This window comes from Paraburkholderia oxyphila NBRC 105797 (assembly GCF_000685075.1).
GTDB classification, from domain to species: Bacteria; Pseudomonadota; Gammaproteobacteria; order Burkholderiales; family Burkholderiaceae; genus Paraburkholderia; species Paraburkholderia oxyphila.
Window position 1 is genome coordinate 195,838 of sequence record NZ_BAYD01000004.1, and the last position, 24,052, is coordinate 219,889.

At 64.5% G+C, this 24,052-nt stretch carries 20 protein-coding genes, 3 tRNA genes and 2 pseudogenes; 8 read left to right on the top strand and 17 right to left on the bottom strand.

What is annotated here, in order from left to right; all coding sequences use genetic code 11:
• Positions 1-63: 63 nt before the first annotated feature.
• Positions 64-846: an ABC transporter ATP-binding protein gene (locus BO1_RS49525; protein ID WP_084687751.1), complete on the bottom strand. Its 783-nt coding sequence runs from the start codon at positions 844-846 to the stop codon at positions 64-66.
• Positions 847-852: 6 nt separating this feature from the next.
• Between BO1_RS49525 and BO1_RS03740 the strand changes: the two genes are divergently transcribed.
• Positions 853-1,614, top strand: coding sequence for an arylesterase (locus BO1_RS03740; RefSeq protein WP_028216413.1), 762 nt, complete (start codon positions 853-855; stop codon positions 1,612-1,614).
• Positions 1,615-1,773: 159 nt separating this feature from the next.
• Entirely contained in the window at positions 1,774-2,121 is a 348-nt protein-coding gene (locus BO1_RS03745; RefSeq protein WP_028216414.1) for a hypothetical protein, read from the top strand.
• A gap of 117 nt (positions 2,122-2,238) precedes the next feature.
• Here BO1_RS03745 and BO1_RS03750 read toward each other — a convergent pair whose 3' ends face one another.
• The 8 genes from BO1_RS03750 to tig form a co-directional block, all read right to left on the bottom strand.
• Entirely contained in the window at positions 2,239-4,179 is a 1,941-nt protein-coding gene (locus BO1_RS03750; protein ID WP_028216415.1) for a SurA N-terminal domain-containing protein, read from the bottom strand.
• A gap of 102 nt (positions 4,180-4,281) precedes the next feature.
• Positions 4,282-4,358, bottom strand: a tRNA-Asp gene (locus BO1_RS03755).
• Positions 4,359-4,421: 63 nt separating this feature from the next.
• A tRNA-Val gene (locus tag BO1_RS03760) sits at positions 4,422-4,497 on the bottom strand.
• A 79-nt stretch (positions 4,498-4,576) separates the two neighbouring features.
• Entirely contained in the window at positions 4,577-4,849 is a 273-nt protein-coding gene (locus BO1_RS03765; protein ID WP_028216416.1) for an HU family DNA-binding protein, read from the bottom strand.
• A gap of 362 nt (positions 4,850-5,211) precedes the next feature.
• Positions 5,212-7,641 (bottom strand): endopeptidase La, encoded by a 2,430-nt coding sequence (gene lon / locus BO1_RS03770; RefSeq protein WP_028216417.1) that lies wholly within the window; start codon positions 7,639-7,641, stop codon positions 5,212-5,214.
• Positions 7,642-7,833: 192 nt separating this feature from the next.
• Positions 7,834-9,105 carry an ATP-dependent Clp protease ATP-binding subunit ClpX gene (clpX, locus tag BO1_RS03775; RefSeq protein WP_028216418.1) on the bottom strand — a complete coding sequence of 424 codons (1,272 nt, stop codon included), beginning with the start codon at positions 9,103-9,105 and terminating at the stop codon, positions 7,834-7,836.
• A 229-nt stretch (positions 9,106-9,334) separates the two neighbouring features.
• A complete protein-coding gene (gene clpP, locus BO1_RS03780; protein WP_028216419.1) occupies positions 9,335-9,988 on the bottom strand; it encodes an ATP-dependent Clp endopeptidase proteolytic subunit ClpP in 654 nt (217 codons plus the stop codon).
• A gap of 169 nt (positions 9,989-10,157) precedes the next feature.
• Positions 10,158-11,504: a trigger factor gene (gene tig / locus BO1_RS03785; RefSeq protein WP_028216420.1), complete on the bottom strand. Its 1,347-nt coding sequence runs from the start codon at positions 11,502-11,504 to the stop codon at positions 10,158-10,160.
• 481 nt (positions 11,505-11,985) lie between these two features.
• Between tig and BO1_RS03790 the strand changes: the two genes are divergently transcribed.
• The 3 genes from BO1_RS03790 to BO1_RS03800 all read left to right on the top strand — a co-directional run bounded on the left by BO1_RS03790 (position 11,986) and on the right by BO1_RS03800 (position 14,359).
• Entirely contained in the window at positions 11,986-13,143 is a 1,158-nt protein-coding gene (locus BO1_RS03790; RefSeq protein ID WP_028216421.1) for a glycerate kinase, read from the top strand.
• Positions 13,144-13,341: 198 nt separating this feature from the next.
• On the top strand, positions 13,342-13,788 hold the full coding sequence (locus BO1_RS03795; protein ID WP_028216422.1) for a MarR family winged helix-turn-helix transcriptional regulator: 447 nt from the start codon (positions 13,342-13,344) through the stop codon (positions 13,786-13,788).
• 292 nt (positions 13,789-14,080) lie between these two features.
• A complete protein-coding gene (locus BO1_RS03800) occupies positions 14,081-14,359 on the top strand; it encodes a hypothetical protein (RefSeq protein WP_028216423.1) in 279 nt (92 codons plus the stop codon).
• A 292-nt stretch (positions 14,360-14,651) separates the two neighbouring features.
• On the opposite strand, the gene BO1_RS03805 is transcribed toward BO1_RS03800, so the two are convergent.
• From BO1_RS03805 to BO1_RS03820, 5 genes and pseudogenes are all read right to left on the bottom strand, one after another.
• Positions 14,652-15,119, bottom strand: a complete 468-nt coding sequence (locus tag BO1_RS03805; RefSeq protein WP_028216424.1) for an Imm50 family immunity protein — start codon at positions 15,117-15,119, stop codon at positions 14,652-14,654.
• Between the two features lie 10 nt (positions 15,120-15,129).
• A complete protein-coding gene (locus tag BO1_RS03810; protein WP_028216425.1) occupies positions 15,130-16,161 on the bottom strand; it encodes a hypothetical protein in 1,032 nt (343 codons plus the stop codon).
• Between the two features lie 89 nt (positions 16,162-16,250).
• A pseudogene (locus tag BO1_RS62255) lies at positions 16,251-16,510 on the bottom strand (tyrosine-type recombinase/integrase); the annotation flags it as partial.
• 57 nt (positions 16,511-16,567) lie between these two features.
• Positions 16,568-16,735 (bottom strand): annotated as a pseudogene (locus BO1_RS62260) (Arm DNA-binding domain-containing protein); the annotation flags it as partial.
• A gap of 194 nt (positions 16,736-16,929) precedes the next feature.
• Positions 16,930-17,016: transfer RNA gene (locus BO1_RS03820), tRNA-Leu, on the bottom strand.
• Between the two features lie 329 nt (positions 17,017-17,345).
• On the opposite strand from BO1_RS03820, the gene BO1_RS03825 reads away from it, so the two are divergent.
• Complete coding sequence (locus tag BO1_RS03825; protein WP_028216426.1) at positions 17,346-18,188, top strand: squalene/phytoene synthase family protein; 843 nt, start codon at positions 17,346-17,348, stop codon at positions 18,186-18,188.
• 58 nt (positions 18,189-18,246) lie between these two features.
• On the opposite strand, the gene BO1_RS03830 is transcribed toward BO1_RS03825, so the two are convergent.
• The 3 genes from BO1_RS03830 to BO1_RS03845 all read right to left on the bottom strand — a co-directional run bounded on the left by BO1_RS03830 (position 18,247) and on the right by BO1_RS03845 (position 21,623).
• The gene (locus tag BO1_RS03830) at positions 18,247-19,488 is read right to left on the bottom strand and encodes a DUF1501 domain-containing protein (protein WP_028216427.1); all 1,242 of its coding nucleotides are present in this window, start codon (positions 19,486-19,488) and stop codon (positions 18,247-18,249) included.
• Between the two features lie 117 nt (positions 19,489-19,605).
• Positions 19,606-21,150: a DUF1800 domain-containing protein gene (locus BO1_RS03840; protein ID WP_084687752.1), complete on the bottom strand. Its 1,545-nt coding sequence runs from the start codon at positions 21,148-21,150 to the stop codon at positions 19,606-19,608.
• Between the two features lie 155 nt (positions 21,151-21,305).
• Positions 21,306-21,623: a hypothetical protein gene (locus BO1_RS03845; RefSeq protein ID WP_245643697.1), complete on the bottom strand. Its 318-nt coding sequence runs from the start codon at positions 21,621-21,623 to the stop codon at positions 21,306-21,308.
• 263 nt (positions 21,624-21,886) lie between these two features.
• On the opposite strand from BO1_RS03845, the gene ompR reads away from it, so the two are divergent.
• A complete protein-coding gene (gene ompR, locus BO1_RS03850; protein ID WP_027814652.1) occupies positions 21,887-22,621 on the top strand; it encodes an osmolarity response regulator transcription factor OmpR in 735 nt (244 codons plus the stop codon).
• A 53-nt stretch (positions 22,622-22,674) separates the two neighbouring features.
• The gene (locus tag BO1_RS03855; protein WP_028216430.1) at positions 22,675-24,024 is read left to right on the top strand and encodes an ATP-binding protein; all 1,350 of its coding nucleotides are present in this window, start codon (positions 22,675-22,677) and stop codon (positions 24,022-24,024) included.
• The last annotated feature ends 28 nt before the right edge of the window (positions 24,025-24,052 follow it).

Consider the following 24,052-nt stretch of genomic DNA (forward strand, 5'->3'; position numbering starts at 1 on the left):
GGCGTGCGCGGTGAGAGCCGCGCACGCCTTGTTTTTTGGGGCGCTAAAGCGTTTTGCGCCCGGTCAACGGCCAGCTTCGATACGGCCGCGCTCGGGCGCTTCGCGCACGTCCTCCGGGCTGCCGATATGAAGCGCATTCGGCACGCGGCGGCCGGCCTCGATCGTCACCATGGCGTCGCAACGGCGCGCGAGATCGACGTCGTGCGTGACGAGCACGAGCGTCGCGCCGCTGTTCCCATCGCTATTTGCACCGGCGTTTGCCCGATTGAGCTCGAACATCAGGTCAATGACGGCATGCCCCGTGGCGGCATCGAGGCTGCCGGTGGGCTCGTCCGCGAACAGCACGGCCGGGTGCGTGACGAACGCGCGCGCCAGCGCCACGCGCTGCTGCTCGCCGCCCGACAGCAGCTTCGGATAATGGGCCGTGCGCTGCCCGAGCCCGACGCGCTCCAGCAGCGCGCGGGCCCGCGCGAACGCCTCGCGCGTGGTGAGCCCGCCCTGCAATTCGAGCGGCAGCGCGACGTTCTCGAGCGCGGTCAGATGCGGCATCAGCTGGAACGACTGGAACACGAAGCCCACCGCGCCGTTGCGCAGCGCCGCGCGCTGATCCTCGGCCATGCCGGTAAGCTCATGGCCAAGCAGGCGAACCGAGCCGGCGCTCGCGCTGTCCAACCCGGCCAGCAGGCCCAGTAGCGTAGACTTGCCCGAACCCGAGGCGCCCACGATCGCCACGCTGCTGCCCGCGTGCACGGTCAGGTCGATGCCGTCGAGTATCGTCAGCTCGCCGCTCGCGTCGGTGACCCGCTTGCACAGGCCACGCACTTCGATGACTGGATCGCTATTCATTCGCACATGATGAAGCAAAGATTCGCCGCCTGGGCGCGGCACGCCGCGCCGGCCGCCACGGCCCGCGCCGCCCTCAACACTATCGCCACCCTCGCCGCTTTCACGGCCACGGCCGCGCTGGGTCTCGCTGCCAGCGCCGCCCTGCCCGGCGGCTCGCACGACGCCTTCGCAGCTACCGCGCCTGCCGTCCAGCCCGCCGCCGCGAAGCCCGTCATCGCCGTGCTCGGCGACAGCCTTTCCGCCGAATACGGGCTGCCGCGCGACACGGGCTGGGTCGCCCTGCTGCGCCAGCGGCTCACGAGCGAGCGGATCGATTATAGCGTCGCGAATGCGAGCATCAGCGGCGACACCACGAGCGGCGGCCTCGCCCGCCTGCCGCTCGTCATGCAGCGCATGAAGCCCTCGATCGTGATCGTCGAGCTCGGCGCGAACGACGCGCTGCGCGGCGTTCCGCTCACGATGACGGAAAGCAATCTGCGCGCGATCGTCGCCGAGATCCGCAAGGGCCATGCGCAGCCGGTGCTGGTGGGCATGTACGTGCCCCCCAATTACGGCCCCGACTACACCCGCCGGTTCCATGGCCTCTACGGCCAGCTTTCGACGGAGTTGAACGTGCCGCTCGTGCCGTTCCTGCTCGCGGGCCTCGCCGACAAACCCAATCTCTTTCAGTCCGACCAGATGCATCCGAACCAGCAGGCACAGCCCTTGCTGCTCGACAACGTGTGGCCGACGCTCAAGCCGCTGCTCGGTGGCGGCGCGCAGCGTTGACAGCGCAATGGCGCGCATCTGCGTGATGCGCCATTGCGCCGTCGTATCAGGCGTGCGACGCCGTCAAGCGCGTTGCGCGTCGTGTGCCAGGTCACATGTTTGCAGCGGACGAGCGGCTTTCGTCTGATTCCCGACTGACCCTGACTGAAGGGAGAAAACGTGAAATTTTTACCTCTGATTGCCATTACGGCCACCCTTGCAGCCTGCGCCAATCAACCTGTGCCGAGCGGCGCACAATCGGTCGGCACGAGCCAGCAACCGCCTGCGGCCGTCGCGCAGTGCATCGCCAGGAAGTGGGCCGACCGCTCGCAGCAGCAAGTCGTCCAGCAGAGCGTCCTCGCCAACGACCAGGCCGTCGATGTCTATGTGCCCGGCCAGCAGCCGCCGAACGGTGCGGCCGCAACGGTGCGCCCGGCGTGGAACGCCAACGCGAAGACGTGGGTCGGCTTCCGTGCCGGCGGTGGCGCGGGCAGCGACGCCACGGGCGATATCAGCGCCTGCCTCTGATTGCGAATGCACGCGCGCGCAGCACCTCAGTCGCGCTGCGAACGCCCAAACAAAAGCCCCGCATTTGCGGGGCTTTTTTTGCACTCACGCGCCTTGGCGTGACGCGGGCTGCGACGCTTACTGCCCGTCGCTGTCAGACTGGCTGGATGCGCCCAGCGAGCCATACATCTTGACCTTGGAGCGATCGCGCAGCGCATCGAGATAAGCCTGCGTCTCGGACTGGCCACTCACGCCTGCGAGCTGCTGCTGGGCGGCGGTCAGACGCGGACCGTCGGCGGGCGGGCCGTTGGTCACGCTGTTCACGCGATAGATCGCATAGCCCTGGTCGCCGAGATCGACGCCCACATAGGCAGGCAGCTTCTGCGGGTCAGCCTTGAACACCGCCGAAAGCGCATTGGGCGGCAGCCCCTGTGCGTCGTTGCGCGTGACCTTCACCGCTGCCGAGAAGCCGTCGGTGGCCTTCGACTTCTGCAGCGCCGCGAGCTTCGCTTCGCCGTCCTTGCGCGCCGCGTCGCCGGCCTGCTCCGCAACCACCTTCTGGCGCACGGCATCCTTGACGGCGGCGAACGCGGGCACGGCGGCGGGCTGGAAGCTCGTCACGTGCGCGGAGATCAGCGTGTTGTTGCCGACGTCGATCGCCTGCGTGTTGTTGTGCTGATTCACCGAGTCGCTCGCGAACACCGCGTCGAGGAACTTCGGGTTGTTCAGCGGGCTGTCCTGCGGCAGCGCGGGGTTCGGCTTCGGCGTGACCGTGGCCGTCTGGAGCGTCAGCTTGTACTTGTCGGCGGCCGGCTGGAGGCTCTTCGACTGCTCGTAGACCATCGAGGTAAAGCCGTCCGTCGCGTCGGCGAGCAGCTTCGCCGCCTGCTGCGCCTTCACGTCGTTGGTGATCTGGCCTTTGACTTCGTCGAAGGACTGGGTCACCGACGGCTTGATGTCCGTCAATTTGACGATGTGGTAGCCGAAGTCCGACTGAATCACGTCGCTGATCTCGTCCTTCTTGAGCTTGAAGACGGCATCGTCGAAGGCCTGGCCGCCCGCGATCATGCCCGGGCCGAAGTAGCCGAGGTCACCGCCCTTCGAGGCCGAGCCCGGATCCTGCGAGTCCTTCTGGGCGATCTGCGCGAACTGGTCGGGATGCGCCTTGACCTCCGCGAGAATCTGCTCCGCCTTCTGCCTGGCGGCGGCACGATCGGCTGCGCTCGCGTCCTTCGCGACCGTGATCAGGATGTGGCTCGCCCGCACTTCTTCCTGCGTCTTGTAGTGCGCGATATTGTCGTCGTAGTACTTCTTGAGATCGGCATCCGTCGGATTGACCGAGGCCCCAACCGTTGCGGCCGAAAGCACCAGATATTGGATCTGCGCCGTGGCCGGCGTGGCGAAGTCGCTCTTGTGCGCGTCGTAGTACGACTGCAGCTGCGCGTCGGTGGGGTTGATCTTCGGTGCGTAGTCGCTCGCGTGGAACGCGAGTCCCTGCACTTCGCGCTGCTGCTCGGAAAGCTCCGTGAGCTGCTGCGCAAGCGCCTTTGGCGTGAACGCGCTGTTCACGAGCGCCGCCGGCAACTGTTGCATCGCGAGGCTATAGCGCACGCGCTCGTCGTACTGCTCGGGCGTCATGCCCTGCATGGCGAGCAACTGCTTGTACTTGTCGAGGTCGATCGAACCGTCGGGGTTCTTCAGCGACGAGATGATCGGATCGGACAGCAGCGTGCGGCGCACCGCGTCGTCCGAGGCGGTCAGATGCAGGCGCTGGACTTCGTCCACGAGCACGCGCTGCTGGATGAGCCCGTCGAGAATGTCCTCGCGATGCTGAGGTGTATCGAACTGAGTGGCGTCGAAGCGTGCGCCCATGATCTGCCGCGCCTGGTCCATCTGCTGACGCGCCGCATTGTCGAATTCGGCGCGAGTGATCTTGTGACCGTTGACGCTGGCAACATTCGCGCTTTCGTCAAAGAAACCGCGGAAGCCTTGAATGCCGACGAAGCCGAGACCTGGCAGAATCACCAGCATCAGCATCATCATCATCAGTCGTTTGTGATTGCGGAAAAAGTCGAGCATGCGTGACCAGGCGTTGGAGGGCGCCGAAAAATAGAACGCCCGATATTACAACAGCGACCAACAAAAAAGGCGAACCGGAGTTCGCCTTCTTGCTGATAGATCTGGCGGAGCGGACGGGACTCGAACCCGCGACCCCCGGCGTGACAGGCCGGTATTCTAACCAACTGAACTACCGCTCCGTGCTGATGGACTGCGTGCGCTACTATCGCGCGCAGGATGCGCGTGTTGCGAATCTGAAGCTGTGGTGGGTGCTGAGAGGCTCGAACTCCCGACCTACGCCTTGTAAGGGCGCCGCTCTACCAACTGAGCTAAGCACCCAGCTTCATGACTCTGCTGCGCTTTTTGCTACTACGCTAACCGCGGCATTTCACTGCGCAGTCATCAAGTAGCAAGCCCGTTAGTTTAGCGCATCTTTGAGCGCTTTGCCAGGCCTGAATTTAGGAACTTTTGCCGCCTTGATTTTGATCGCCGCACCCGTGCGCGGATTGCGCCCCGTACGCGCCGTGCGCTTGCCGACCGCGAAGGTGCCAAAGCCGATCAGCGTGACCGAGCCGCCCTTCTTCAACGTATTTTTGACGCCACCGATCACGGCATCGAGTGCGCGTCCCGCAGCCAATTTTGAGATGTCGGCCTGCTGTGCGATGTGATCGATCAATTCCGTCTTGTTCATTCCAGTCCCCGAGTATGTGTTTGGGCAATCGTGGTGGCGCAAGGTGCCGCCGTGCGCCGGCAAGGAATATCACTGACAAACCGCTCCAGTCTGGTCTGGAACCAGAGCCCGCTCATTTAACGGGGCCGAAACTACCGTGTCAAGCGGGGTTCGGCCCGATGCGGTGATGCTTTCCACGGCCGATCTCCGCGCGCGCGCCGAACGCAACCCATCTGGCGCAACGTCAACGAATCTAACGGGCGCACGCGACGTGCCGCCGCGCGCAATTGCACCCAACAACAAAAACCCGCGGACGATGCCGCGGGTTTTTCGGGGGGCGAGCGTTTCAGCAAGCCGCGCGATCAGCGCGGCTCACGTGAAGCTCAATGCTTGACGACTTCGGTCGCGCCGGCTTCCTTCGTCTCGGCAACGGGCGCCGCCTTGGCGTCGTCGGCCTTCACTTCTTCTTCCGGCAACGGCTGCGGCACACGCTCGAGCGCGAGTTCGAGCACCTTGTCGATCCAGCGGACCGGCACGATCTCGATCGAGTTCTTCACGTTGTCCGGAATCTCGGTGAGATCCTTGACGTTCTCTTCCGGAATCAGCACGAGCTTGATGCCGCCGCGATGCGCCGCGAGCAGCTTTTCCTTCAAGCCGCCGATCGGCAGCACTTCGCCGCGCAGCGTGATCTCGCCCGTCATCGCGACATCGGCACGCACCGGAATGCCGGTGAGCACGGAGACCAGCGCCGTCGTCATCGCACCGCCTGCGGACGGACCGTCCTTCGGCGTCGCGCCTTCGGGCACGTGGATGTGGATGTCCTGCTTCTCGAACGCCTCGTCCTTGATACCGAGACGACGCGAACGCGAACGCACCACCGAGCGTGCCGCTTCGACCGATTCCTTCATGACGTCGCCGAGCGAACCCGTGCGGATCACGTTGCCCTTGCCGGGCATGACCGCAGCTTCGATCGTCAGCAGATCGCCGCCGACTTCCGTCCACGCAAGACCCGTGACCTGGCCGATCTGGTTTTCCTTCGCAGCCAGACCGAAGTCGTACTTGCGCACGCCAAGGAAGGTGTCGAGGTTGGCGCTATCGACCGTGACGGCCTTGTCGGCCTTCTTCAGCAGCAGCATCTTCACGACCTTGCGGCAGATCTTCGAGATTTCACGCTCGAGCGAACGCACGCCCGCTTCACGCGTGTAATAGCGAATGATGTCGCGGATCGCGCCTTCGGTCACCTCGATCTCGCCCGGCTTCAACCCGTTGTTCTTCTTCTGCTTCGGCAGGAGATAACGCTGGGCGATGCTGACCTTCTCGTCTTCCGTGTAGCCCGAGAGGCGGATGACTTCCATCCGGTCAAGCAGCGGCGGCGGAATGTTCAGCGAGTTCGACGTGGCGACGAACATCACATCGGAGAGATCGAAATCGACTTCGATGTAGTGGTCGGCGAACGTATGGTTCTGTTCCGGATCGAGCACCTCGAGCAGCGCCGACGACGGATCGCCGCGGAAATCCATGCCCATCTTGTCGACTTCGTCGAGCAGGAAGAGCGGATTGCGCACGCCGACCTTGGTCAGGCTCTGCAGGATCTTGCCCGGCATCGAGCCGATGTAGGTACGACGGTGACCGCGAATCTCGGCCTCGTCACGCACGCCGCCCAGCGCCATGCGCACGAACTTGCGGTTCGTTGCGCGCGCAATCGACTGGCCGAGCGAGGTCTTGCCCACACCGGGAGGCCCAACGAGGCACAGGATAGGCGCCTTGACCTTGTCCACGCGCTGTTGCACCGCGAGGTACTCGAGAATGCGTTCCTTCACCTTCTCGAGACCGAAGTGGTCTTCGTCGAGCACGGCTTCGGCGTTCGAGAGGTCGTTGTTGACCTTGCTCTTCTTGCGCCACGGCAGGCCGATCAGCGTGTCGATGTAGTTGCGCACCACGGTGGCTTCCGCCGACATCGGCGACATCAGCTTGAGCTTCTTGAGCTCGGCGTCGGCCTTCTTCTTGGCTTCCTTGGGCATGCGCGCGGCCGTGATGCGCTTCTCGAGCTCTTCGAGATCGGCACCCTCTTCGCCCTCGCCCAGTTCCTTCTGGATCGCCTTGACCTGCTCGTTCAGGTAGTACTCGCGCTGGCTCTTCTCCATCTGGCGCTTCACGCGGCCACGGATGCGCTTCTCGACCTGGAGGATGTCGATTTCGGCTTCGAGCTGGGCGAGCAGATGCTCCAGACGCTCCACGACCGGGAACATCTCGAGGATATGCTGCTTCTGGTCGAGCTTGAGCGGCAGGTGCGCGGCGATCGTGTCGGCAAGACGACCGGCCTCGTCGATGCCCGACAGCGAGGTCAGGATCTCCGGCGGGATCTTCTTGTTCAGCTTCACGTACTGGTCGAACTGCGAGACGATCGCACGGCGCAGCGCTTCGGTTTCGGCGCTGTCGGCATGATCGGGCTCGAGCGGCATGACCTCGCACGAGAACTGCGTTTCCTGTTCTTCGATGGAAAGCGTCTTCGCGCGCTGCAGGCCTTCCACGAGCACCTTCACGGTGCCGTCGGGCAGCTTGAGCATTTGCAGGATGTTGGCGATACATCCCACTTCGTACATGTCTTTTTCGGTCGGCTCATCCTTGGCGGCAGTCTTTTGCGCGACGAGCATGATGTGCTTGCCGCCTTCCATTGCCGCTTCGAGGGCCTTGATCGATTTGGGCCGGCCCACGAAAAGGGGAATCACCATATGCGGGAAGACTACGACGTCTCGCAGCGGCAGCAGCGGGAGCGTGGTGCGTTCCGGCGGGAGGAGTTGGGTTCCTGACATTTCATTTCCCCATGAGTGGAATCAATTGTTCGGTAAGTGAGGCCAGAAAAGCCGATTGCAAGCCTCGAGCAAGTGGGAAAAGTTCAGTGACTCCAAAAAAAGTGCGCCATCGACCACAAGATTAAACGAAAAAGCCGTTCATCCCATTGTATGAACGGCTTTTCCCCGGAACTCTTTAGCCGATCACCACCATCAGTTCGAGCCTGCAACCTTTGGAGCGTCTTCGTAGATCAAGAGCGGCTTGCCGTCGCCGTCGATCACGTTGTCGTCGATGATCACCTTGCTCACGCCCTTCATGGCCGGCAGCTCGTACATCACGTCGAGCAACGCCTGTTCCAGGATCGAGCGCAGGCCCCGGGCGCCGGTCTTGCGGCGGATCGCCTTGCGGGCGACGGCCTGCAGCGCAGCCGGACGGATCTCGAGTTCCACGCGCTCCATGTTGAAGAGCTTGTGATACTGCTTGACGAGCGCATTCTTCGGCTCGACCAGAATCTTCATGAGCGCGGCTTCGTCGAGCTTGCCGAGCGTGGCGACCACGGGCAGACGGCCGATCAGTTCCGGAATCAGGCCGAACTTGATCAGGTCTTCCGGTTCCGTTTCGCGCAGCACTTCGCCGGTATCGCGTTCCTGCTTGCTCTTCACGCTCGCGCCAAAGCCGATGCCGGTTTTTTCCGTGCGGTCGGTAATGACCTTTTCCAGGCCGTCGAACGCACCGCCGCAAATGAACAGGATATTGGTCGTGTCGACCTGGATGAAATCCTGGTTCGGATGCTTGCGGCCGCCCTGCGGCGGCACCGAGGCCATCGTGCCCTCGACGAGCTTGAGCAGCGCCTGCTGCACGCCTTCGCCGGAGACGTCACGCGTGATCGACGGGTTGTCCGACTTGCGGCTGATCTTGTCGATTTCGTCGATATAGACGATGCCGCGCTGGGCCTTGTCGACCTCGTAATTGCAGTTCTGCAGCAGCTTCTGAATGATGTTCTCGACGTCCTCGCCCACGTAGCCGGCTTCGGTCAGCGTGGTGGCGTCCGCGATCACGAACGGGACGTTCAGAAGGCGCGCGAGCGTCTGCGCGAGCAGCGTCTTGCCCGAGCCCGTGGGCCCGATCAAGAGGATGTTGCTCTTGGAGAGTTCGACGTCGTCCTTCTTGTCGAGATGCTTCAGACGCTTGTAGTGGTTGTACACCGCTACCGCAAGGATCTTCTTCGCGCGTTCCTGCCCGATCACGTACTGGTCGAGGATGTCGCGGATCTCCTGCGGGCTCGGCAGGTCCGAGCGCGACAGCGCCGCGTCGACGCCCGCGCCTGCGGCCTCGTCGCGAATGATCTCGTTGCACAGGTCGATACATTCATCGCAGATGAACACCGACGGGCCGGCAATCAGTTTCTTGACTTCATGCTGGCTTTTGCCGCAAAACGAGCAATACAACAGCTTCTCGCTGTTAGAACCTTTCTTGTCCGCCATGGATAAATGAGCCTCCGGACACTCTGTTACATGATACGCCGTTTCCCCCAGCGAGGCCGGGGGGCGCGTGAACCGCTTGCTGTGACGGCGTTGGCCGCAGGCCGCGAAGCGCGTTACCGATTATTTCACACGGTCCGCCCGCCCATGCCTATCCCGTATTTCACGGGGTTCGCACATGCAGCGGGCGGACCATCTGTTGGCAAACAGGATGCCAAAAACGCGTGCCGGATCAGGGGCGCTTGTGCAGCACCTGATCGACGAGGCCATAGGCCTGTGCGTCGTCGCCCGACATGAAGTTGTCGCGGTCGGTGTCGCGCGCGATGCGCTCGACCGGCTGGCCCGTATGGTTGGCGAGCAACTGGTTCAGGCGCTCCTTCAGGTACAGGATTTCGCGCGCCTGGATTTCGATGTCCGACGCCTGGCCGCGTGCGCCGCCGAGCGGCTGGTGAATCATGACGCGCGAGTTCGGCAGCGCGAAGCGCTTGCCCTTCGCGCCCGACGCGAGCAGGAACGCACCCATGCTGGCCGCGAGGCCCATGCAAAGGGTCGAAACGTCGGGCTTGATGAACTGCATCGTGTCGTAGATCGCCATACCAGCCGAGACCGAGCCGCCCGGGCTGTTGATGTAGAGGCTGATGTCCTTGTCAGGATTCTCGCTTTCGAGGAACAGCAGCTGGGCGACAACGAGATTCGCGGTCTGGTCGTTCACTTCGCCAACCAGAAACACCACACGCTCCTTGAGCAGGCGCGAGTAGATGTCATACGAACGCTCGCCGCGGCCGCTCGTCTCCACGACGATCGGCACGAGGCCGAGCGCCTGCGGTTCGAGGTCGCGCGAGGCGTGGGAGGTCAACGTGTCCAGCGATTGAGCGCGAATGGTCATGCGGTGCATCCTTGTCTGGAAGAGTTGTTCTGGTAACCCTGATAATGCTCAATGGCGACGGACCCTGCAAAAATCAACCACACGGGCAATGTGGCCAAATTCTGCGGATACAAAAACGGCGTGCTGGCCGTCGGTTGCTCCGACAGCCGGCACGCCGTAGCGGGCAGATTTAAGCCTGCGCCGTTGCGCTTGCCAGTTCTTCGAAGCTCACCAGCTTGTCCGTCACCTTGGCCTTGCCGAGCACGAAGTCCACGACGTTCGATTCGACGACGTAGGCTTCCATTTCGGCGAGACGCTGCTGGTTCGAATAATACCAGCGCACGACTTCCTTCGGGTCTTCGTAGCTTTTCGCGAATTCGTCGACTTCAGCGCGGATTTGCTCCGGCTTCGCTTCGAGGTTGTTCGCCTTCACGAGCTCGGCCAGCACGAGGCCGAGCTTCACGCGGCGCTCTGCCTGTTCCTTGAACATTTCGGCCGGGATCGGCGCGTCCTTGGCGTTGGGCACGCCGCGCTGCGCGAGGTCCGCACGCGCCATTTCGACGAGGCGCTGCTGGTCCTGCTCGACGAGCGCGTTCGGCACGTCGAGTTCGGCGATCTTCAGGAGCGCGTCCATGACCTGGTTCTTGACGATGGCCTGGGTGCGGCGCTTCGCTTCGCGCTCGAGGTTGTCCTTGATCTCGGCGCGCATCTTCACGAGGTCGCCGTCGGCGATGCCGAGCGACTTCGCGAATTCGCCGTCGATTTCCGGCAGGTGCGGCCACTCGATCTGCTGCATCGTGATCGTGAACTTCGCGGTCTTGCCGGCGACTTCCTTGCCGTGATAGTCCTCGGGGAAAGCGAGGTCGAATTCGCGCGACTCGCCCTTCTTCAGGCCGATCGCCGCCTTTTCGAATTCCGGCAGCATGCGGCCTTCGCCCAGCACGAACGCGAAGCCTTCAGCGCTGCCGCCCGGGAATGCGACGTCGTCGATCTTGCCGAGGAAGTCGACCGTCACGCGATCGCCTTCCTTCGCTGCCGTGTCGGCGCCGCCGTCACCGTGCTCGCCCGCTTCGCCGCGTGCGTGGAAGTGCACGCGCTGCTTGCGCAGGATGTCGAGCGTGCGGTCGATTTCGGCTTCGGTGATGGTCGTGGTCGTGCGCTCGATTTCGGCGCTGCCGACGTCGCCGAGCGTCACTTCCGGATAGACCTCGAAGGTCGCGTCGAACGCGTAATCGCCTTCCGTGGCTTCCGCCTTCGGGGCGAAGCTCGGCTGACCGGCCACGCGCAGGTTCTCGGCGCGGCTGATGTCGAAGAATTCCTTGCCGACCTTGTCGCTCAGGACTTCGGCTTCCACCTGGCCCGAGTACTGTTGCGTGACCATCTTGAGCGGCACCTTGCCCGGGCGGAAACCCGGCATGCGCACGTTCTTCGCGAGTTGGCGGATGCGCGAATCGACTTCTTTCTGCACGGCGTCCTTCGGCAGGGAAATCGTCACGCGGCGTTCGAGCTTGCCGAGGTTTTCAACAACGTTAGCCATGGCTTCAATCGTCCTAAAATTGTTCGAGCGTAATCAGTAATCTTTGCTGCCGCAGTCCGATGGGGCTGCCCGCACAGGGTGTGACCCGCATCGCTTGCGTCTCGCTTGTGCCTCGTCGGCGCCGCCTGCCGGTCTGGTCGAGCCAGAACGGGCGGCGTCCTTTCCGTGATCCGCGAGACCCATCCCGCTACAAATCGGCTAATTTGGGCCGAATCGGGCGGTTTGCGGTGCGGTTCCGTCAAAAGAGCCGAGTATTTTAGCAAACTATTGACGCACCCAAATGGAATTGCCGTTCGAGCGTAAAGATGACGCCCAACCCGGTGCGAGATCGGCCCGATTTCGCGCGCCGCGAAACGCCTGCGATGCGTGCTATCTCACCTGAGGTATCCAGCACGCCCCCGCGCACTGGTAAGCTAACGCTCGCGCCGGACGCCCCGCCGGTCACAGCCTCTGCCAACACAACTCTTCCAGTCGAGACACCATGCCTAACCAGACGTTTGCTGACGCACCCGTCGTCGTCATTGCTCCCGATTCTTTCAAAGGCTCGCTCAGCGCGGATGGGGTCGCCGCCGCGATCGCCGACGGCATCCGCCGTGCCCGAGCCGACGCCGATATCCGCATCTGCCCGATGGCCGATGGCGGCGAAGGCACGCTCGACGCGATGCTCAGCGTGGGCGGCGAGCGCCGCGTGATCAATGTGGAAGGCGCGGCCGGCGCGCGGCGCGATGCCACCGTCGGCCTGCTGCATGACGGCAGCGCGATCGTCGAGACCGCCGAGATCGTCGGCATCACCGACCCGGTGGGCATGGGCGTGCCGGTCGCCGCGCGCAGCACGCGTGGCATGGGCGAAGCCATTCGCGCGCTGCTCGACGAAGGCGTGCGCCGCTTCTACGTCGCGCTCGGCGGCAGCAGCACGAACGATGCCGGCGCGGGCCTGCTCGCAGGTCTCGGCCTGCAACTCTTCGACGCGGACGGCAACGCGCTCGCGCCCACGCCGCAGGCGCTCGCGAGCGTGGCGCGCGTCGACGTCTCCGGGCTCGACGCGCGACTGACCGAAGCGAGCTTCGTCGCCATGTCGGACGTCGACAATCCGCTCACGGGCGGGCATGGCGCGACCGCCGTGTTCGGCCCGCAAAAAGGCGTGAAGCCCGAAGAAGTCGCCCCGATCGATGCCGCCCTCGCGCATTTCGCCGATCTGCTCGAAGCCGCGCTCGGCCGCCACGCGCGCGACGAAGCCGGTGCGGGCGCAGCGGGTGGCCTCGGCTTCGCGCTGCGCATGCTCGGCGCGAGCTTCGAGCCCGGCGCCGAAGTCGTGGCGCGCACCATCGGCCTCGACGCGGCGCTCGCGGGCGCGCACTGGCTCATCACCGGCGAGGGCCGCTCGGACGTGCAGACGCTGCACGGCAAAGCGCCCTTCATCGCCTGCCGCCATGCGCAGGCCGCCGGTGTGCCGGCCACGCTGCTTTCGGGCGCGGTGGACCCGGCTGCGCTGCCGCGTCTCGCCGAGCACTTCAACGGCTGCTTCTCGCCCGCGCCCGGCCCGATCACGCTCGAGACGGCCATCCGCGAAGCTGCCACGCTGCTCGCGAACGAAGCGGAGCAACTCACGCGCTTGAAGTACGGATCGCGTGGCGCATAACACCGCGTCCGCAAAATCGTCTGACTTTAGCTTGTGCGCAGTCAACCTTCTCCGCAGTAAGCGATTAATAGATTCGTACGCCCGCGCACGGTGGGCGTACGAGGGTTCATGCGCGTTGACCCGGGCGCTCGTTGAGGCAACAATCATGGTAGGCGCGGCATGATTGCGCCGACCTCACGCGACCAGACCAGGACGACCATGAAGGCAAGCAAAGCCGGACTTGAACAATATCTGACCTATCGGCTCCATGTCCTGAACAAGCTTTCCGAACGCGGTGCGAGCGAGCGCTACCAGGCCAAGCTCGGCATCACGCTGCCGGAGGCGCGCCTCATTGCCGCCGTCGGTGCGTTCGGCCCGTTTTCAGTGATGGAGCTCGCGCGCCACGCGAACCTCGACAAGAGCCAGGCCAGCCGCGCCGCGGAGGCGTTGATGCGCCGCGGCCTCATGCAACGCGACGCCAGCGAGGAAGATGGGCGCCTCGTACTCGTTTCGCTCACAACCGACGGGCGCGCCCTCTATCGCAAGGTCATGCCCATCGCGCGCAAGTGGAACGTCGACCTGTTCGCCTGCCTCGACGACAAGGAGCGCGAGTTGCTCAATCGCGCGCTCGAGAAGGTCATCGCGGCGGCCCAGGAAGAGTCGTGACGCGGCACGCGCGATAAACGGAATAGATGGCGCGCGCGTGATCGAACGCGTGGGCGTCAGAAAAAAGGCCACATACCGGAAGGTATGTGGCCTTTGCTTTTGGTGCGTGAGGCCGCACCGGGCATAAGCGCGGTCGTGGCCATCACCGTGTTCTGGTAGCAGGCAAGCCGCGCACGCTACAACATGGGCATCGACCTGATCCTGAAGCTCGCCGACCACTTCGATTCTCCGCCTATGCGCGAAGTTCGTGCGCGTGCCGCCCGCCTTCTGTGCAGGCACCATGCGGGGCGTAATGAGATACGGTGCAGGTCGGCCGGGCACGAAGGCGAAAACGAGCAGCCTGCACTCGATCGACGTGCGGCGGTTGCATCGCGAAGACCCGCTACTGCCAGGGCTTTCTTGCGGCTGGCTGTGGACGGACGACACCGGCAAACGCACGTCGAGCATCACCATCAGCACACAAGAGCGCGGCGTGACCGTCGCGTACGCAATCGGCGGCGAACCTGTCGCTCAGCGAATCGCCCTCCGCACGACGCTCTGCAACTACGGCAGCGAGCGAGCGTGGTTCTAATGTCCCTTCTGCCGGCGCGGCGTCGCGGTGCTGTAGCTGTCGTCGCAAGTCGCGTGTCGCCAATGCTTCGAACTCGCCTACCCGGGCCAATCCGATAGCGCGATCGATCGTCTCTGGCGCAGGCAGGGAAAGATCGAGGCTCGCATGGAATCGGGCAAGCGGATGACGCACGCCACGCGCCGCCTCTTGGGCTGGTGAGAGCCGTCAACCATACCGTCAACACCGAACCCTCCCACTACGCGCGCGAGGGCGTGCGCATTTGGCGGAAAATGACCGGCCACCTCCGCAAATTTCACGATGCCGGCCGGATGTAAGGTTGCATGTCACTGACCGCGACCTGCGCGCACGTCAACAGCACATCGAACCCGACGTTCGGCATCAGGTCGAGCTGGATCAGTCCTCCCTCGACTCGCTTGAGCGTCATCTCCATGATGGTGGCTTCCTCCAGCATGGCATTCACATCAATCTCTGCCGTGCGCACATCGAGACAGTCCAGAAATACAACATAGTTGTGGCGCCGCCCAACCGGAGGCGGCCCGTAGCGGTCGTGAAGCACCTCCAGCCGAACGTCCACCAGGTCACGCGTTCGGCCGCTCGGCAGCGGCCGACCATCCAGGCCCTCCCCAGTCTCTCGCCGCCGGCTCATGCAGAAAGAGCGAACGGCCGAATCGTGAAACGAGGGGTAAGCACCCAGCATTTTCTTCAATACGTCGTGGTGAGCCGCCAGTTCCCAGCCCCATGTCTGTTCCACATTGTTCATTACCGCTCCCTCATTCGCAGTTGATCGGAGACATCGGCAGGTGTGCGTTGTCCCGCTTTCCGTCGAAGAAATTATGACCGTGCGGCTCGCCGTGGCTCGCGTGGTATTGGGCGCAGAGGTTGCCGTTCGAATCGAAATAGTCCACGTCCAGACCGTTCGGATTGACGAGAAAACCGCCGGGCTCATTGCCAGTCATGCCTACCCCGCGCGCGGCAAGATCCTGAACACCGTCTCCCAGCATATCTGGCACGTACTCGAAGGCTTTCGCCCTCGCGAGCGGCGTGGTGGCGTCGCCTGCGTCGTCGACAAACAGATCGTCGCCGGCACCGCCTGCGTCGTCGCTACTGTCCGAATCGCCGCCGCCGAGCATAGCGCCGGCTACCGCCTCCACCATGCCAGGCAAGTCGTCGCCGTTGCTCGCCAGTGCGGCCGCTGCGCGCTTCGCAGCGTTCGCCGCCTGAATTGCATCGATGCGCTCTACCATCGCGTTGTACTTGATGATGTAGGCCGTCGCGCCGTCGGCATCAAGTCCCATCGAATCCATCACCGACTGGTGAAACGTCTTGCCGCGCGGACTGGCGGCTGCCACTCCGCCTCCGCTTTGATACGTTTCGCCCCAGGTTTGCGGCGCGTAGCGCTTCGATACGCCCACACTGCCACGCCAGTCACGATCGATGGCGGGGACAATCAGGCCATCTCGCACCGCTTCGCGCAGAATGCGCGTGACGTCTTCGCCGTCGATTGGCGTGTGCCATCGCCCACGCACATGCTTGCTGATGAAGTCCGCGTAGGCGCTGAAATCGCCTGAGGTACGCGACGCGCGGCGAGCAATGCTCACCCTGAACAGTTGATCGAAATCCCTTCTGTCCTGCTCCATCTGGTCTTCGCGCGCCTTCCGCGCTTTCTGGCGCTCCTCGTAAGACAGTCGCCAGCCACGGTCTACGTCTTCGATATCGCGAGCCGGCACCAGTGCGCACTGCCAGCCGCCCTTGAGCGGGACGTAGAGCGCGTTATAAGAATTGCCCCATTCGGGTAACGACATGCCACCTCCGCTTGGATGTGGCGTGTTTACTATCACGTCACCAAGCGGCTGACCTTGCGCTATCTGGACTGGCGCGCAGTTGATGCAAGCGCGAGCTGGTGCTCAATGACATTCGGCATCTGTTCCAGTTCCTCATGCAGTATCGTGCGCGCCATCGCTCGAAAGCCGTGGCCAGTAATTTCGGTGCGCGTGTCGTAGCCGAGGCGTCATAGCGCGGCGTTGATAGCCGCTTCACTCATTGGCCGTTTGCGATCGCGCGCGCCGGCGAACACATAACGGCCAGCACCCGTGAGCGCGTGCAGCTCTCGCAAATTGTGACCGTCTGGATCGCGAGAGGCACGATGTGAGCCAGCTTTTCGCGCGCATCCTCGCGCCGCTTGCGCGCTTCGACGAGCGAGACACCAGGGTACGTGCCAAGCGCGAGGCTTTTCTCTTTGCCACCGAACCGGTATCTCAATACCCACCGCTTGCCGCCTGCGGGGGACAGAAGGAGGAAAAGCCCACCGCCGTCGAACAGCTTCTGTTGCTTGTCCGCCGCCTTGGCATTGCGAATCATGAGATCGGTAGGAGCCATACGCCTGCCTATCCAGGTCTCCCGTGGGGGTCTTTCGTGGCCTCATTGCCGAAACGCGGCACAGAAGCCCCGAAAAGCCCCGGTCGGGGGTTGTTGGTACGGGTGATAGATGGGCGCGGTGTGCAACAAAAAACCCCGCAGAGCCAAGCCCGGCGGGGTTTTCTGTCAAACGTTGTGAACGTTTGGATAGTATTTGGTGCGTGAGGCCGGACTCGAACCGGCACACCCTTGCGGGCGTCAGGACCTAAACCTGGTGCGTCTACCAATTTCGCCACTCACGCGAATACTTTGCCTGGCGAGACCGCTGCGAGTTCACGTGAGCGTGTGACGTGGGATACATCGCGTGCGATACAGACCTGCGCTGCAGGCCGGGCGGCGGGATAAGCCACCAGCAAAGCGCAAGCGCGAGATTCTAACCGATTGCCCGGCGCTTGTCTGCACCCTCGCTACGCATGCGCGCCCGGCCTCGCCGGCCGCCCTGGGCGGCCCGCCCAGGCCAAACCCGTGCCGGTGCTAGAATCGCCGCTCCGCGGCCAGTTGCTGCGTTTGCCCCGTCTTTGCCCCGTTGGGGCGCCCACTCATCCGCGCCTCTCCTCGCCCCCCGAACGCCGTGAATTTCGACGATTACTGCCTGCAAAAAGCGGCCCCGCCCGGATCGAGCACTTACTACGCGCTGCGCCAGGCCAGCGCCGCGCATCAACCGGTGCTCGCCGCCCTCTTCGCGCTGCGCCGCGAACTCGAGGAAACCGCCAAGGAGACGAGCGACCCCACCGTCGGCCGCACCAAGCTCGCGTGGTGGCAGAAGGAACTGGCCGCACTGGCGGCCGGCAACGCCGCGCATCCGGTGACAAAAGCGCTCGCCCAGCATCTCGACGACCCGGCGGGCATCTATCCGCTGCTTCAGCAGTTGCTCGCCGGCTTTGAAATGGACTTCGAGCAGGCCCGCTATCTCGACCTGCCGAATTTGCGCCGCTACATGGACGGCGTGGGCGGCACCTTCGCCACGCTCGTGGCCCAGGTGGGCGCACGCGCGGGCGAAGCGCGCGACGGCGTCGCGCAGTGGGCCGCGCCGCTCGGCAATGCGCTGATGTTCGCGCAGTTCGTGCCCGAGATCGGCAACGACGCGCGTCATGGCCGGATCTACGTCCCCATCGACGAATTGCAGCGCTACAACGTCACCGCCGCCGATCTGATCAACCGCCGCTATAGCAATGAGTTCACGGAGCTCATGCAGTTTCAGACGGCGCGCGCACGCGAGGCCGTGAACGCGGCGCTCGATGCGATTCCCGCTTCGCAGCGCCGCCATCAGCGCACCTTGCGCGCACTCGCCGCGCTCGAGCTTGCGCTGCTCGACGAAGTCGAACGCGAAGGCTTCCAGGTGCTGCATCAGCAAATCGTGCTCACGCCGATTCGCAAGCTCTGGATTGCCTGGCGCGCCGCACGCCGCGCGTGACGCGCAAGCGCGCGCCGGTGCTGCCGGTGCAGTTGGTGCCAAAGCGCAGACGCAGCGCTTACACGCGCAGCAATGGCAGCGGCTCGAAACGATGCTGCAGAACCGACTGCGCGTCGAGCCCCCACCAGTTCCCAAGCACCGTCGCGTAGATCTGCCTGAAGTCGACGGCCACCGGCAAATTGCCGTTGCCGTCGAGGCGCGCGAGTTGCGGCGCCTCGCCGTAGAGTCCACCCGCCACCCTGCCGCCGGCCACGAAATGCGCAGACGCCGTGCCGTGGTCCGTGCCGCGGCTCTGATTCTCGCGCACGCGCCGCCCGAACTCCGCATAGGTGACGATCAGCGTGCGGTCCCAGCGTCCCATCTCGACGAGCGCCGAACGCATGGCCACCATGCCCGCCGCAAACTGTCGCAACAGGTCCGCGTGCCGCTGCGGCTGGTTTTGATGCGTGTCGAAGCCGTTGAGCGTGAGCCGGATCGCCGCCACGCCCTGCCCCGGCACCGGCACGGGCCCGCCTTGTGCGGCCGCCACCGTTTCGCCCGAAGCCAGTGCCTGCATCGCGGTTTTCACCGAGGTGCCGAACGCGCCCGCCGGGAACGTCGTCTTCAACACGTACTGGCCGGGGCGCGGACGCAACTGGTCGGCAGCATGGACGATATCGTTCTCGACATCGAGGATATGGGCGAGCGCCGGATTGCGCTCCTTGAGCGAGACCGGCGTCACGAGCCGCGAGGCGCGCGCGAACTGCGCTGGATTGACGAGCGCGACGGCGCGCGCACCATTCGCAAGCGGCCCCATCTCCGCGCTGCCGAGCACGAGGCCGTCGGCCGCGAAGCTCCCCGGCACCGGCGCGCTCGCGAACGCGCGCGTGAGCCAGCCCTCGCGCAGGTACTGATCGGCATTCGAGGCCGTATCCCAGATCTCGATCGAGCGGAAATGCGAGAGATTCGGCTGCGCGTAGCTCACGCCCTGCACGATGGCGAGTTCGTGCTCGCGCCACATCGGCATGAGCGGCGCGAGCGCAGGATGCAACGCCGTGCGTTCGTCGAGCGGAATCGCGTCGCCGCGGCGCACGCCGATGTTCGCGCGAAAGCTGTAGTAGAGCGGATCCGCGAACGGCACGACGGTGTTCAATCCGTCGTTGCCGCCCTTCAGTTCGATGAGGATCAGCAGGTTGTCGTACCCGCTCGCAGGGCGCTGCGCGGGTGCGCCGCCTTGCGCATGCGCGGCCCCGGGCAGCCACGATGCGGCGCCCGCAGCCGTCATCGCGGCCGCCGCGGCCAGAAAGTCGCGCCGCTTCATACCATGCCTCGCTGGTCCGCGCGGCGCCGGGCGGTGCCGCTGTTGTCGTTGCGATTGTCGTTGCTGGCGTTCATGTCAGTCATTCACCGCTGGCGTCGTTGCATCATTTCCACTGGGTCACTTCAACTGATAGACGGGGTCCATCAGGAGTGCTTCGAGATACGCTCCCGCACTGCTGCCGGCCGCAATCGCGTCGACGGGCGCGAGCGGCAGGATGGCGTGCTGCATCTGCAACTGCGCCGACAGACCGGGCACGGTATCGGCCGTCAGTCCGTAATGCCCGAGCCAGCCGTCCAGATCGAAGCGCATGCCGCCCGGCATCGCGCGCGGCTGCGGCTTCATGGTGCCGCTTGCCGGCGCACCCGCCCTGGCGATTTCAGCCGTCTTCACCATCGAGTTGGCCATGCGTGGGCGCGTCGCCTCGGTTGCACGAAACAGCTGCTCGACGAACTGCTTGCGCGCCAGCAGCGTCGCGCTGTTGATCCACATGACGCCGCCGGGCCAGCCCTTCACATTCGGCGGATAGAACAGATTCTCGCCGAGTGCAGCCGATGTGTGCGCGAACATCGCCGTACTCGCGTAGCCCACCTCGAAGCGGCGCACGGTGCCCGCAATGAATTCGACCGGCGAACTCACCAGCACGCCGCGATTGCGCTCGTCCCAGAACGCGGGCGTGACGAGCAGCGCGCCGAGCGCCGCCTTGATGTCGTAGCCGCTCGTGCGAAAGCGCGCGGCCACGGTATCGAGCTGCGCCGGGTCCGGCGCGTCCGAGACGAACTCCCGCCATAGCTTCGCCGATACGAAGTGCGCCGTCTGTGGCTCGCCCAACAGGATGTCCAGCATCGCGTCGCCGTCGAAAGGACCGCTCTTGCCCAGCACCGTCTTCACGCCGTCGTCGTGCTCGGCCGGGCGCCAGACGTAGCGCCACGTGTCGGGATCGACGCCCCAACCCGTGTACGCACGCGCCGCCTCGGCGACATCCTGCTGCGAGTACTGCCCCTCGCCCAGCGTGAAGAGCTCCATGACCTCGCGCGCGAAGTTCTCGTTGGGCTTGCCCTTGCGATTGCTGGCGCCGTCCAGGTACAGCAGCATCGCCGGGTCCTTCGCGACTTCGTGCAGCAGCGTGGCAAAGCTGCCGAGCGCATTGCGCCTGAAGAGCGCGTTCTGCTGGGCCATCAGCAGCGGCTCGGGGACCTTGTCCTCGCCTGTTGCGAAATGGTTGTGCCAGAAGAGCGTCATGCGCTCGGTGAGCGGCGACGGCGTGGTGAGGATTTCGCGCATCCACCATGCGCGCAGTTCGTCGTAATGCTGGCCGCGCTGGCGTTGCGCGTCGCGGCGCGCCTCGGGCGTCAGGGCATTGCGCTGCGCGCGCGTCAACGGGATCTCTGCGCTCCATGCGGGCAATGGCGTAACGGCATCGACACGGGTCGTGGCCAGCACGCGCTCGACGGCCGCCGCGCGCGTGAGCCCGACGTAGGGCCCGATCTCGGCAGGCGCCGGCGCGAAGCCGGTGCGGATGAGCAGATGCATGGCGTCGTCGGCGTCGAGCAGCGCCGCGTCCTGATCCGCGGCGACAGCCGGCGTGCTGGCCGCACCATGACGATGTTTACGGCGCGCCGGCTGGACCGGTCCGGTTCGTTGCGAGACGGGCGTATCGGACATGGGACACCAACGCGCGAGTTCGGCCCGCGCGCCCACAGTGGACGAATGTAACGCAGTAACGGTGCGCGCGATGCCTCTGTTGACCGCGCAATTGCTACGGAATTTTTCAGCGATGTGCCGCGTAGTCTTCATGGACACGCGGGCAGACGGCAAGATCAGCGCTTGTAGAGTTCGCGCACGGCGTCTTCGATGTGCTGGCGCAGAAGGCGGCGCTCGTCGGGCGTCATATGGCCGTCGCGGCGGCGCTGGTCGAGATCGGGGGGAACCGCGGTGCGTTGTGTGATGTCCGAAGCTGGGCGTGCAGGCACATCACGTGCGGCGACATCGTTGCGCATCTTGCGCGCCGACTGCTTCTGGTTTGGGCGTCTCGCCGAGGTGGCAGACGCCTGAGAGCCGTCCGGAAGGGTCTGGGCGTGGGCCGGCGCCGCCTCCAATGCACCCACGATGCCGCTGGCCAACGCCAGTGCAGTCATGGTATGGCGCATCGTAGGCCTGACCCCTCCCATCGTTTTTTTCCCTTCTTGACGCGGCAAACGGCTACCTCGAATGCATGTGCGGACCCGGCTCGATACGGGCACTGGTTCGAATTTCGAATGAAGTATCTACCGAATGGCCGCTTTACGCAAAGAAGTCTATCTGTCAGTGCTTGATGCCGTAGCACAGCACGGGTAAATTTTGTAACTGACTGTAACCTTATAATTATTGCAAACTCGCACCCCATCTCAATCGCGCTAAGATGCCAGGCATGGAAACCAAGAACCCGTCCAAAATTCTCGTTGTCGACGACGACCCGCGACTGCGGGACCTGCTGCGCCGCTATCTCGGCGAACAGGGTTTCAACGTCTACGTGGCAGAAAACGCACCCGCCATGAACAAGCTGTGGGTGCGCGAACGTTTCGACCTGCTGGTGCTCGACCTGATGCTGCCAGGCGAAGACGGCCTGTCCATCTGCCGCCGTTTGCGCGGCAGCAACGATCGCACGCCCATCATCATGCTCACCGCGAAGGGCGAAGATGTGGATCGCATCGTCGGCCTCGAAATGGGCGCCGACGACTACCTCCCGAAGCCCTTCAACCCGCGCGAGCTGGTCGCGCGCATTCATGCGGTGCTGCGCCGCCAGGCGCCGTCCGAGCTCCCGGGCGCGCCCTCGGAAACCACCGAAGTGTTCGAGTTCGGCGAATTCGCGCTGAACCTCGCCACCCGCACCCTCACCAAGGCCGGCCAGGAAATTCCGCTCACGACCGGCGAATTCTCGGTGCTCAAGGTGTTCGCGCGCCATCCGCGCCAGCCGCTCTCGCGCGAAAAGCTCATGGAGCTTGCGCGCGGCCGTGAATACGAAGTGTTCGACCGCAGCCTCGACGTGCAGATCTCGCGTCTGCGCAAGCTGATCGAGCCCGATCCGGGCAGCCCGCGTTTTATCCAGACGGTCTGGGGACTCGGCTACGTCTTCATTCCCGACGGCGCTGCCTGATACTGGATGGTGTCTCGTTGTCTGCACTGCCTCTGTTGAAACGGGAAGGGTCCATGCGGATTGACCGGCGTTTGCTCACGCTCGCGTTTGGCGATCTGTTCTGGCGCACCTTCCTCTTGATCGCGCTGCTCATTGCGGTCAGTCTCGCGGCATGGTTTCAGAGCTTTCGCGTGATCGAGCGCGAGCCGCGCGCGCAGCGCGTGGCGCTGCAACTCGTTGCCGTCGTCAAGCTCACGCGCACCGCGCTCCTCTACTCCGATCCCGACCTGCGCCGCGCCCTGCTCCAGGACCTCGAGAGCAACGAGGGCGTGCGCGTCTATCCGCGCGAGGCCACCGACAAATACAAGCTCCAGCCCGACGAGTCGCTCAATCGGCTGATCGAGCACGACATTCGCGGGCGTCTCGGCGACGACACCGTGATCGCGCAGTCGGTGAACGGCATTCCGGGCGTATGGATCAGCTTCAAGATCGACGACGACGATTACTGGGTCGCGCTCGACCGCGACCAGCTCGACAACGTCACCGGCCTGCAGTGGGTCGGCTGGGGCATTTCCGCGCTCGCGCTCTCGCTCTTCGGGGCGGCGTTCATCACGAGCCTCGTGAACCGGCCGTTCGCGCGCCTCGCCATGTCCGCGCGCATGGTGGGCTCGGGGCAGTCGCCGGCGAAGCTGCCGGAAAGCGGCATGGGCGTGGCCGCCGAGACCAATCGTTCGTTCAACCAGATGGTGCGCGACCTCGAGCAGCTGGAGGCCGACCGGGCGCTGATGCTCGCCGGCATCTCGCACGATCTGCGCACCCCGCTCGCGCGGCTGCGGCTCGAAACGGAGATGAGCCCGTCCGACCAGGCCACCAAGGACGCGATGATCGACGACATCGAGCAGATGGACATGATCATCGGCCGCTTCCTCGACTACGCGCGGCCCGTGCAGCGCATGCCCGAGCGCGTCGATCTTTCGGTCATCGCGGGCGAAATGGCCGCGCGCATGGCGACCGAAGACGGCGTGCGGCTCATCACGCGCCTCGCGCCCACGGCCGTGATCGAGGCCGACGACACCGACATGCGCCGCGTGGTGGGCAATCTGATCGAGAACGCGCGCAAATACGGCTTGAGCGAGGCCGACGGCATTCCGCACATCATGCTGGAAACGCGCGTCTCGCATTCGCGCGTCGAGCTCTCGGTGGTCGACGAGGGCCCCGGCATCCCTGAAGACCAGCTCCCGCTCGTCACGCGGCCGTTCTATCGCGTCGACAGCGCCCGCACCCAGGCCAACGGCACCGGCCTCGGCATGGCCATCGTGCAGCGCCTCGTGGGCCGCTATCGCGGCGCGCTGCGCCTGCGCAATCGCGCCCCGGGCCCCGGTCTCGAAGTCACCATCGAGTTCCCGCTCGCCAAGGGCGCCTGAATCCCGCCTGGCCGCCCCGCTCTGCGGC

Excerpts from the sequence above, each read along its gene's own strand:
- BO1_RS49525 (WP_084687751.1), bottom strand. The coding sequence starts at position 846 with ATGAATAGCGATCCAGTCATCGAAGTGCGTGGCCTGTGCAAGCGGGTC.
- BO1_RS03740 (WP_028216413.1), top strand. The coding sequence starts at position 853 with ATGATGAAGCAAAGATTCGCCGCCTGGGCGCGGCACGCCGCGCCGGCC.
- BO1_RS03750 (WP_028216415.1), bottom strand. The coding sequence starts at position 4,179 with ATGCTCGACTTTTTCCGCAATCACAAACGACTGATGATGATGATGCTG.
- BO1_RS03765 (WP_028216416.1), bottom strand. The coding sequence starts at position 4,849 with ATGAACAAGACGGAATTGATCGATCACATCGCACAGCAGGCCGACATC.
- lon (WP_028216417.1), bottom strand. The coding sequence starts at position 7,641 with ATGTCAGGAACCCAACTCCTCCCGCCGGAACGCACCACGCTCCCGCTG.
- clpX (WP_028216418.1), bottom strand. The coding sequence starts at position 9,105 with ATGGCGGACAAGAAAGGTTCTAACAGCGAGAAGCTGTTGTATTGCTCG.
- clpP (WP_028216419.1), bottom strand. The coding sequence starts at position 9,988 with ATGACCATTCGCGCTCAATCGCTGGACACGTTGACCTCCCACGCCTCG.
- tig (WP_028216420.1), bottom strand. The coding sequence starts at position 11,504 with ATGGCTAACGTTGTTGAAAACCTCGGCAAGCTCGAACGCCGCGTGACG.
- BO1_RS03790 (WP_028216421.1), top strand. The coding sequence starts at position 11,986 with ATGCCTAACCAGACGTTTGCTGACGCACCCGTCGTCGTCATTGCTCCC.
- BO1_RS03795 (WP_028216422.1), top strand. The coding sequence starts at position 13,342 with ATGAAGGCAAGCAAAGCCGGACTTGAACAATATCTGACCTATCGGCTC.
- BO1_RS03800 (WP_028216423.1), top strand. The coding sequence starts at position 14,081 with ATGAGATACGGTGCAGGTCGGCCGGGCACGAAGGCGAAAACGAGCAGC.
- BO1_RS03805 (WP_028216424.1), bottom strand. The coding sequence starts at position 15,119 with ATGAACAATGTGGAACAGACATGGGGCTGGGAACTGGCGGCTCACCAC.
- BO1_RS03810 (WP_028216425.1), bottom strand. The coding sequence starts at position 16,161 with ATGTCGTTACCCGAATGGGGCAATTCTTATAACGCGCTCTACGTCCCG.
- BO1_RS03830 (WP_028216427.1), bottom strand. The coding sequence starts at position 19,488 with ATGAAGCGGCGCGACTTTCTGGCCGCGGCGGCCGCGATGACGGCTGCG.
- BO1_RS03840 (WP_084687752.1), bottom strand. The coding sequence starts at position 21,150 with ATGTCCGATACGCCCGTCTCGCAACGAACCGGACCGGTCCAGCCGGCG.
- BO1_RS03845 (WP_245643697.1), bottom strand. The coding sequence starts at position 21,623 with ATGACTGCACTGGCGTTGGCCAGCGGCATCGTGGGTGCATTGGAGGCG.
- ompR (WP_027814652.1), top strand. The coding sequence starts at position 21,887 with ATGCCAGGCATGGAAACCAAGAACCCGTCCAAAATTCTCGTTGTCGAC.
- BO1_RS03855 (WP_028216430.1), top strand. The coding sequence starts at position 22,675 with ATGCGGATTGACCGGCGTTTGCTCACGCTCGCGTTTGGCGATCTGTTC.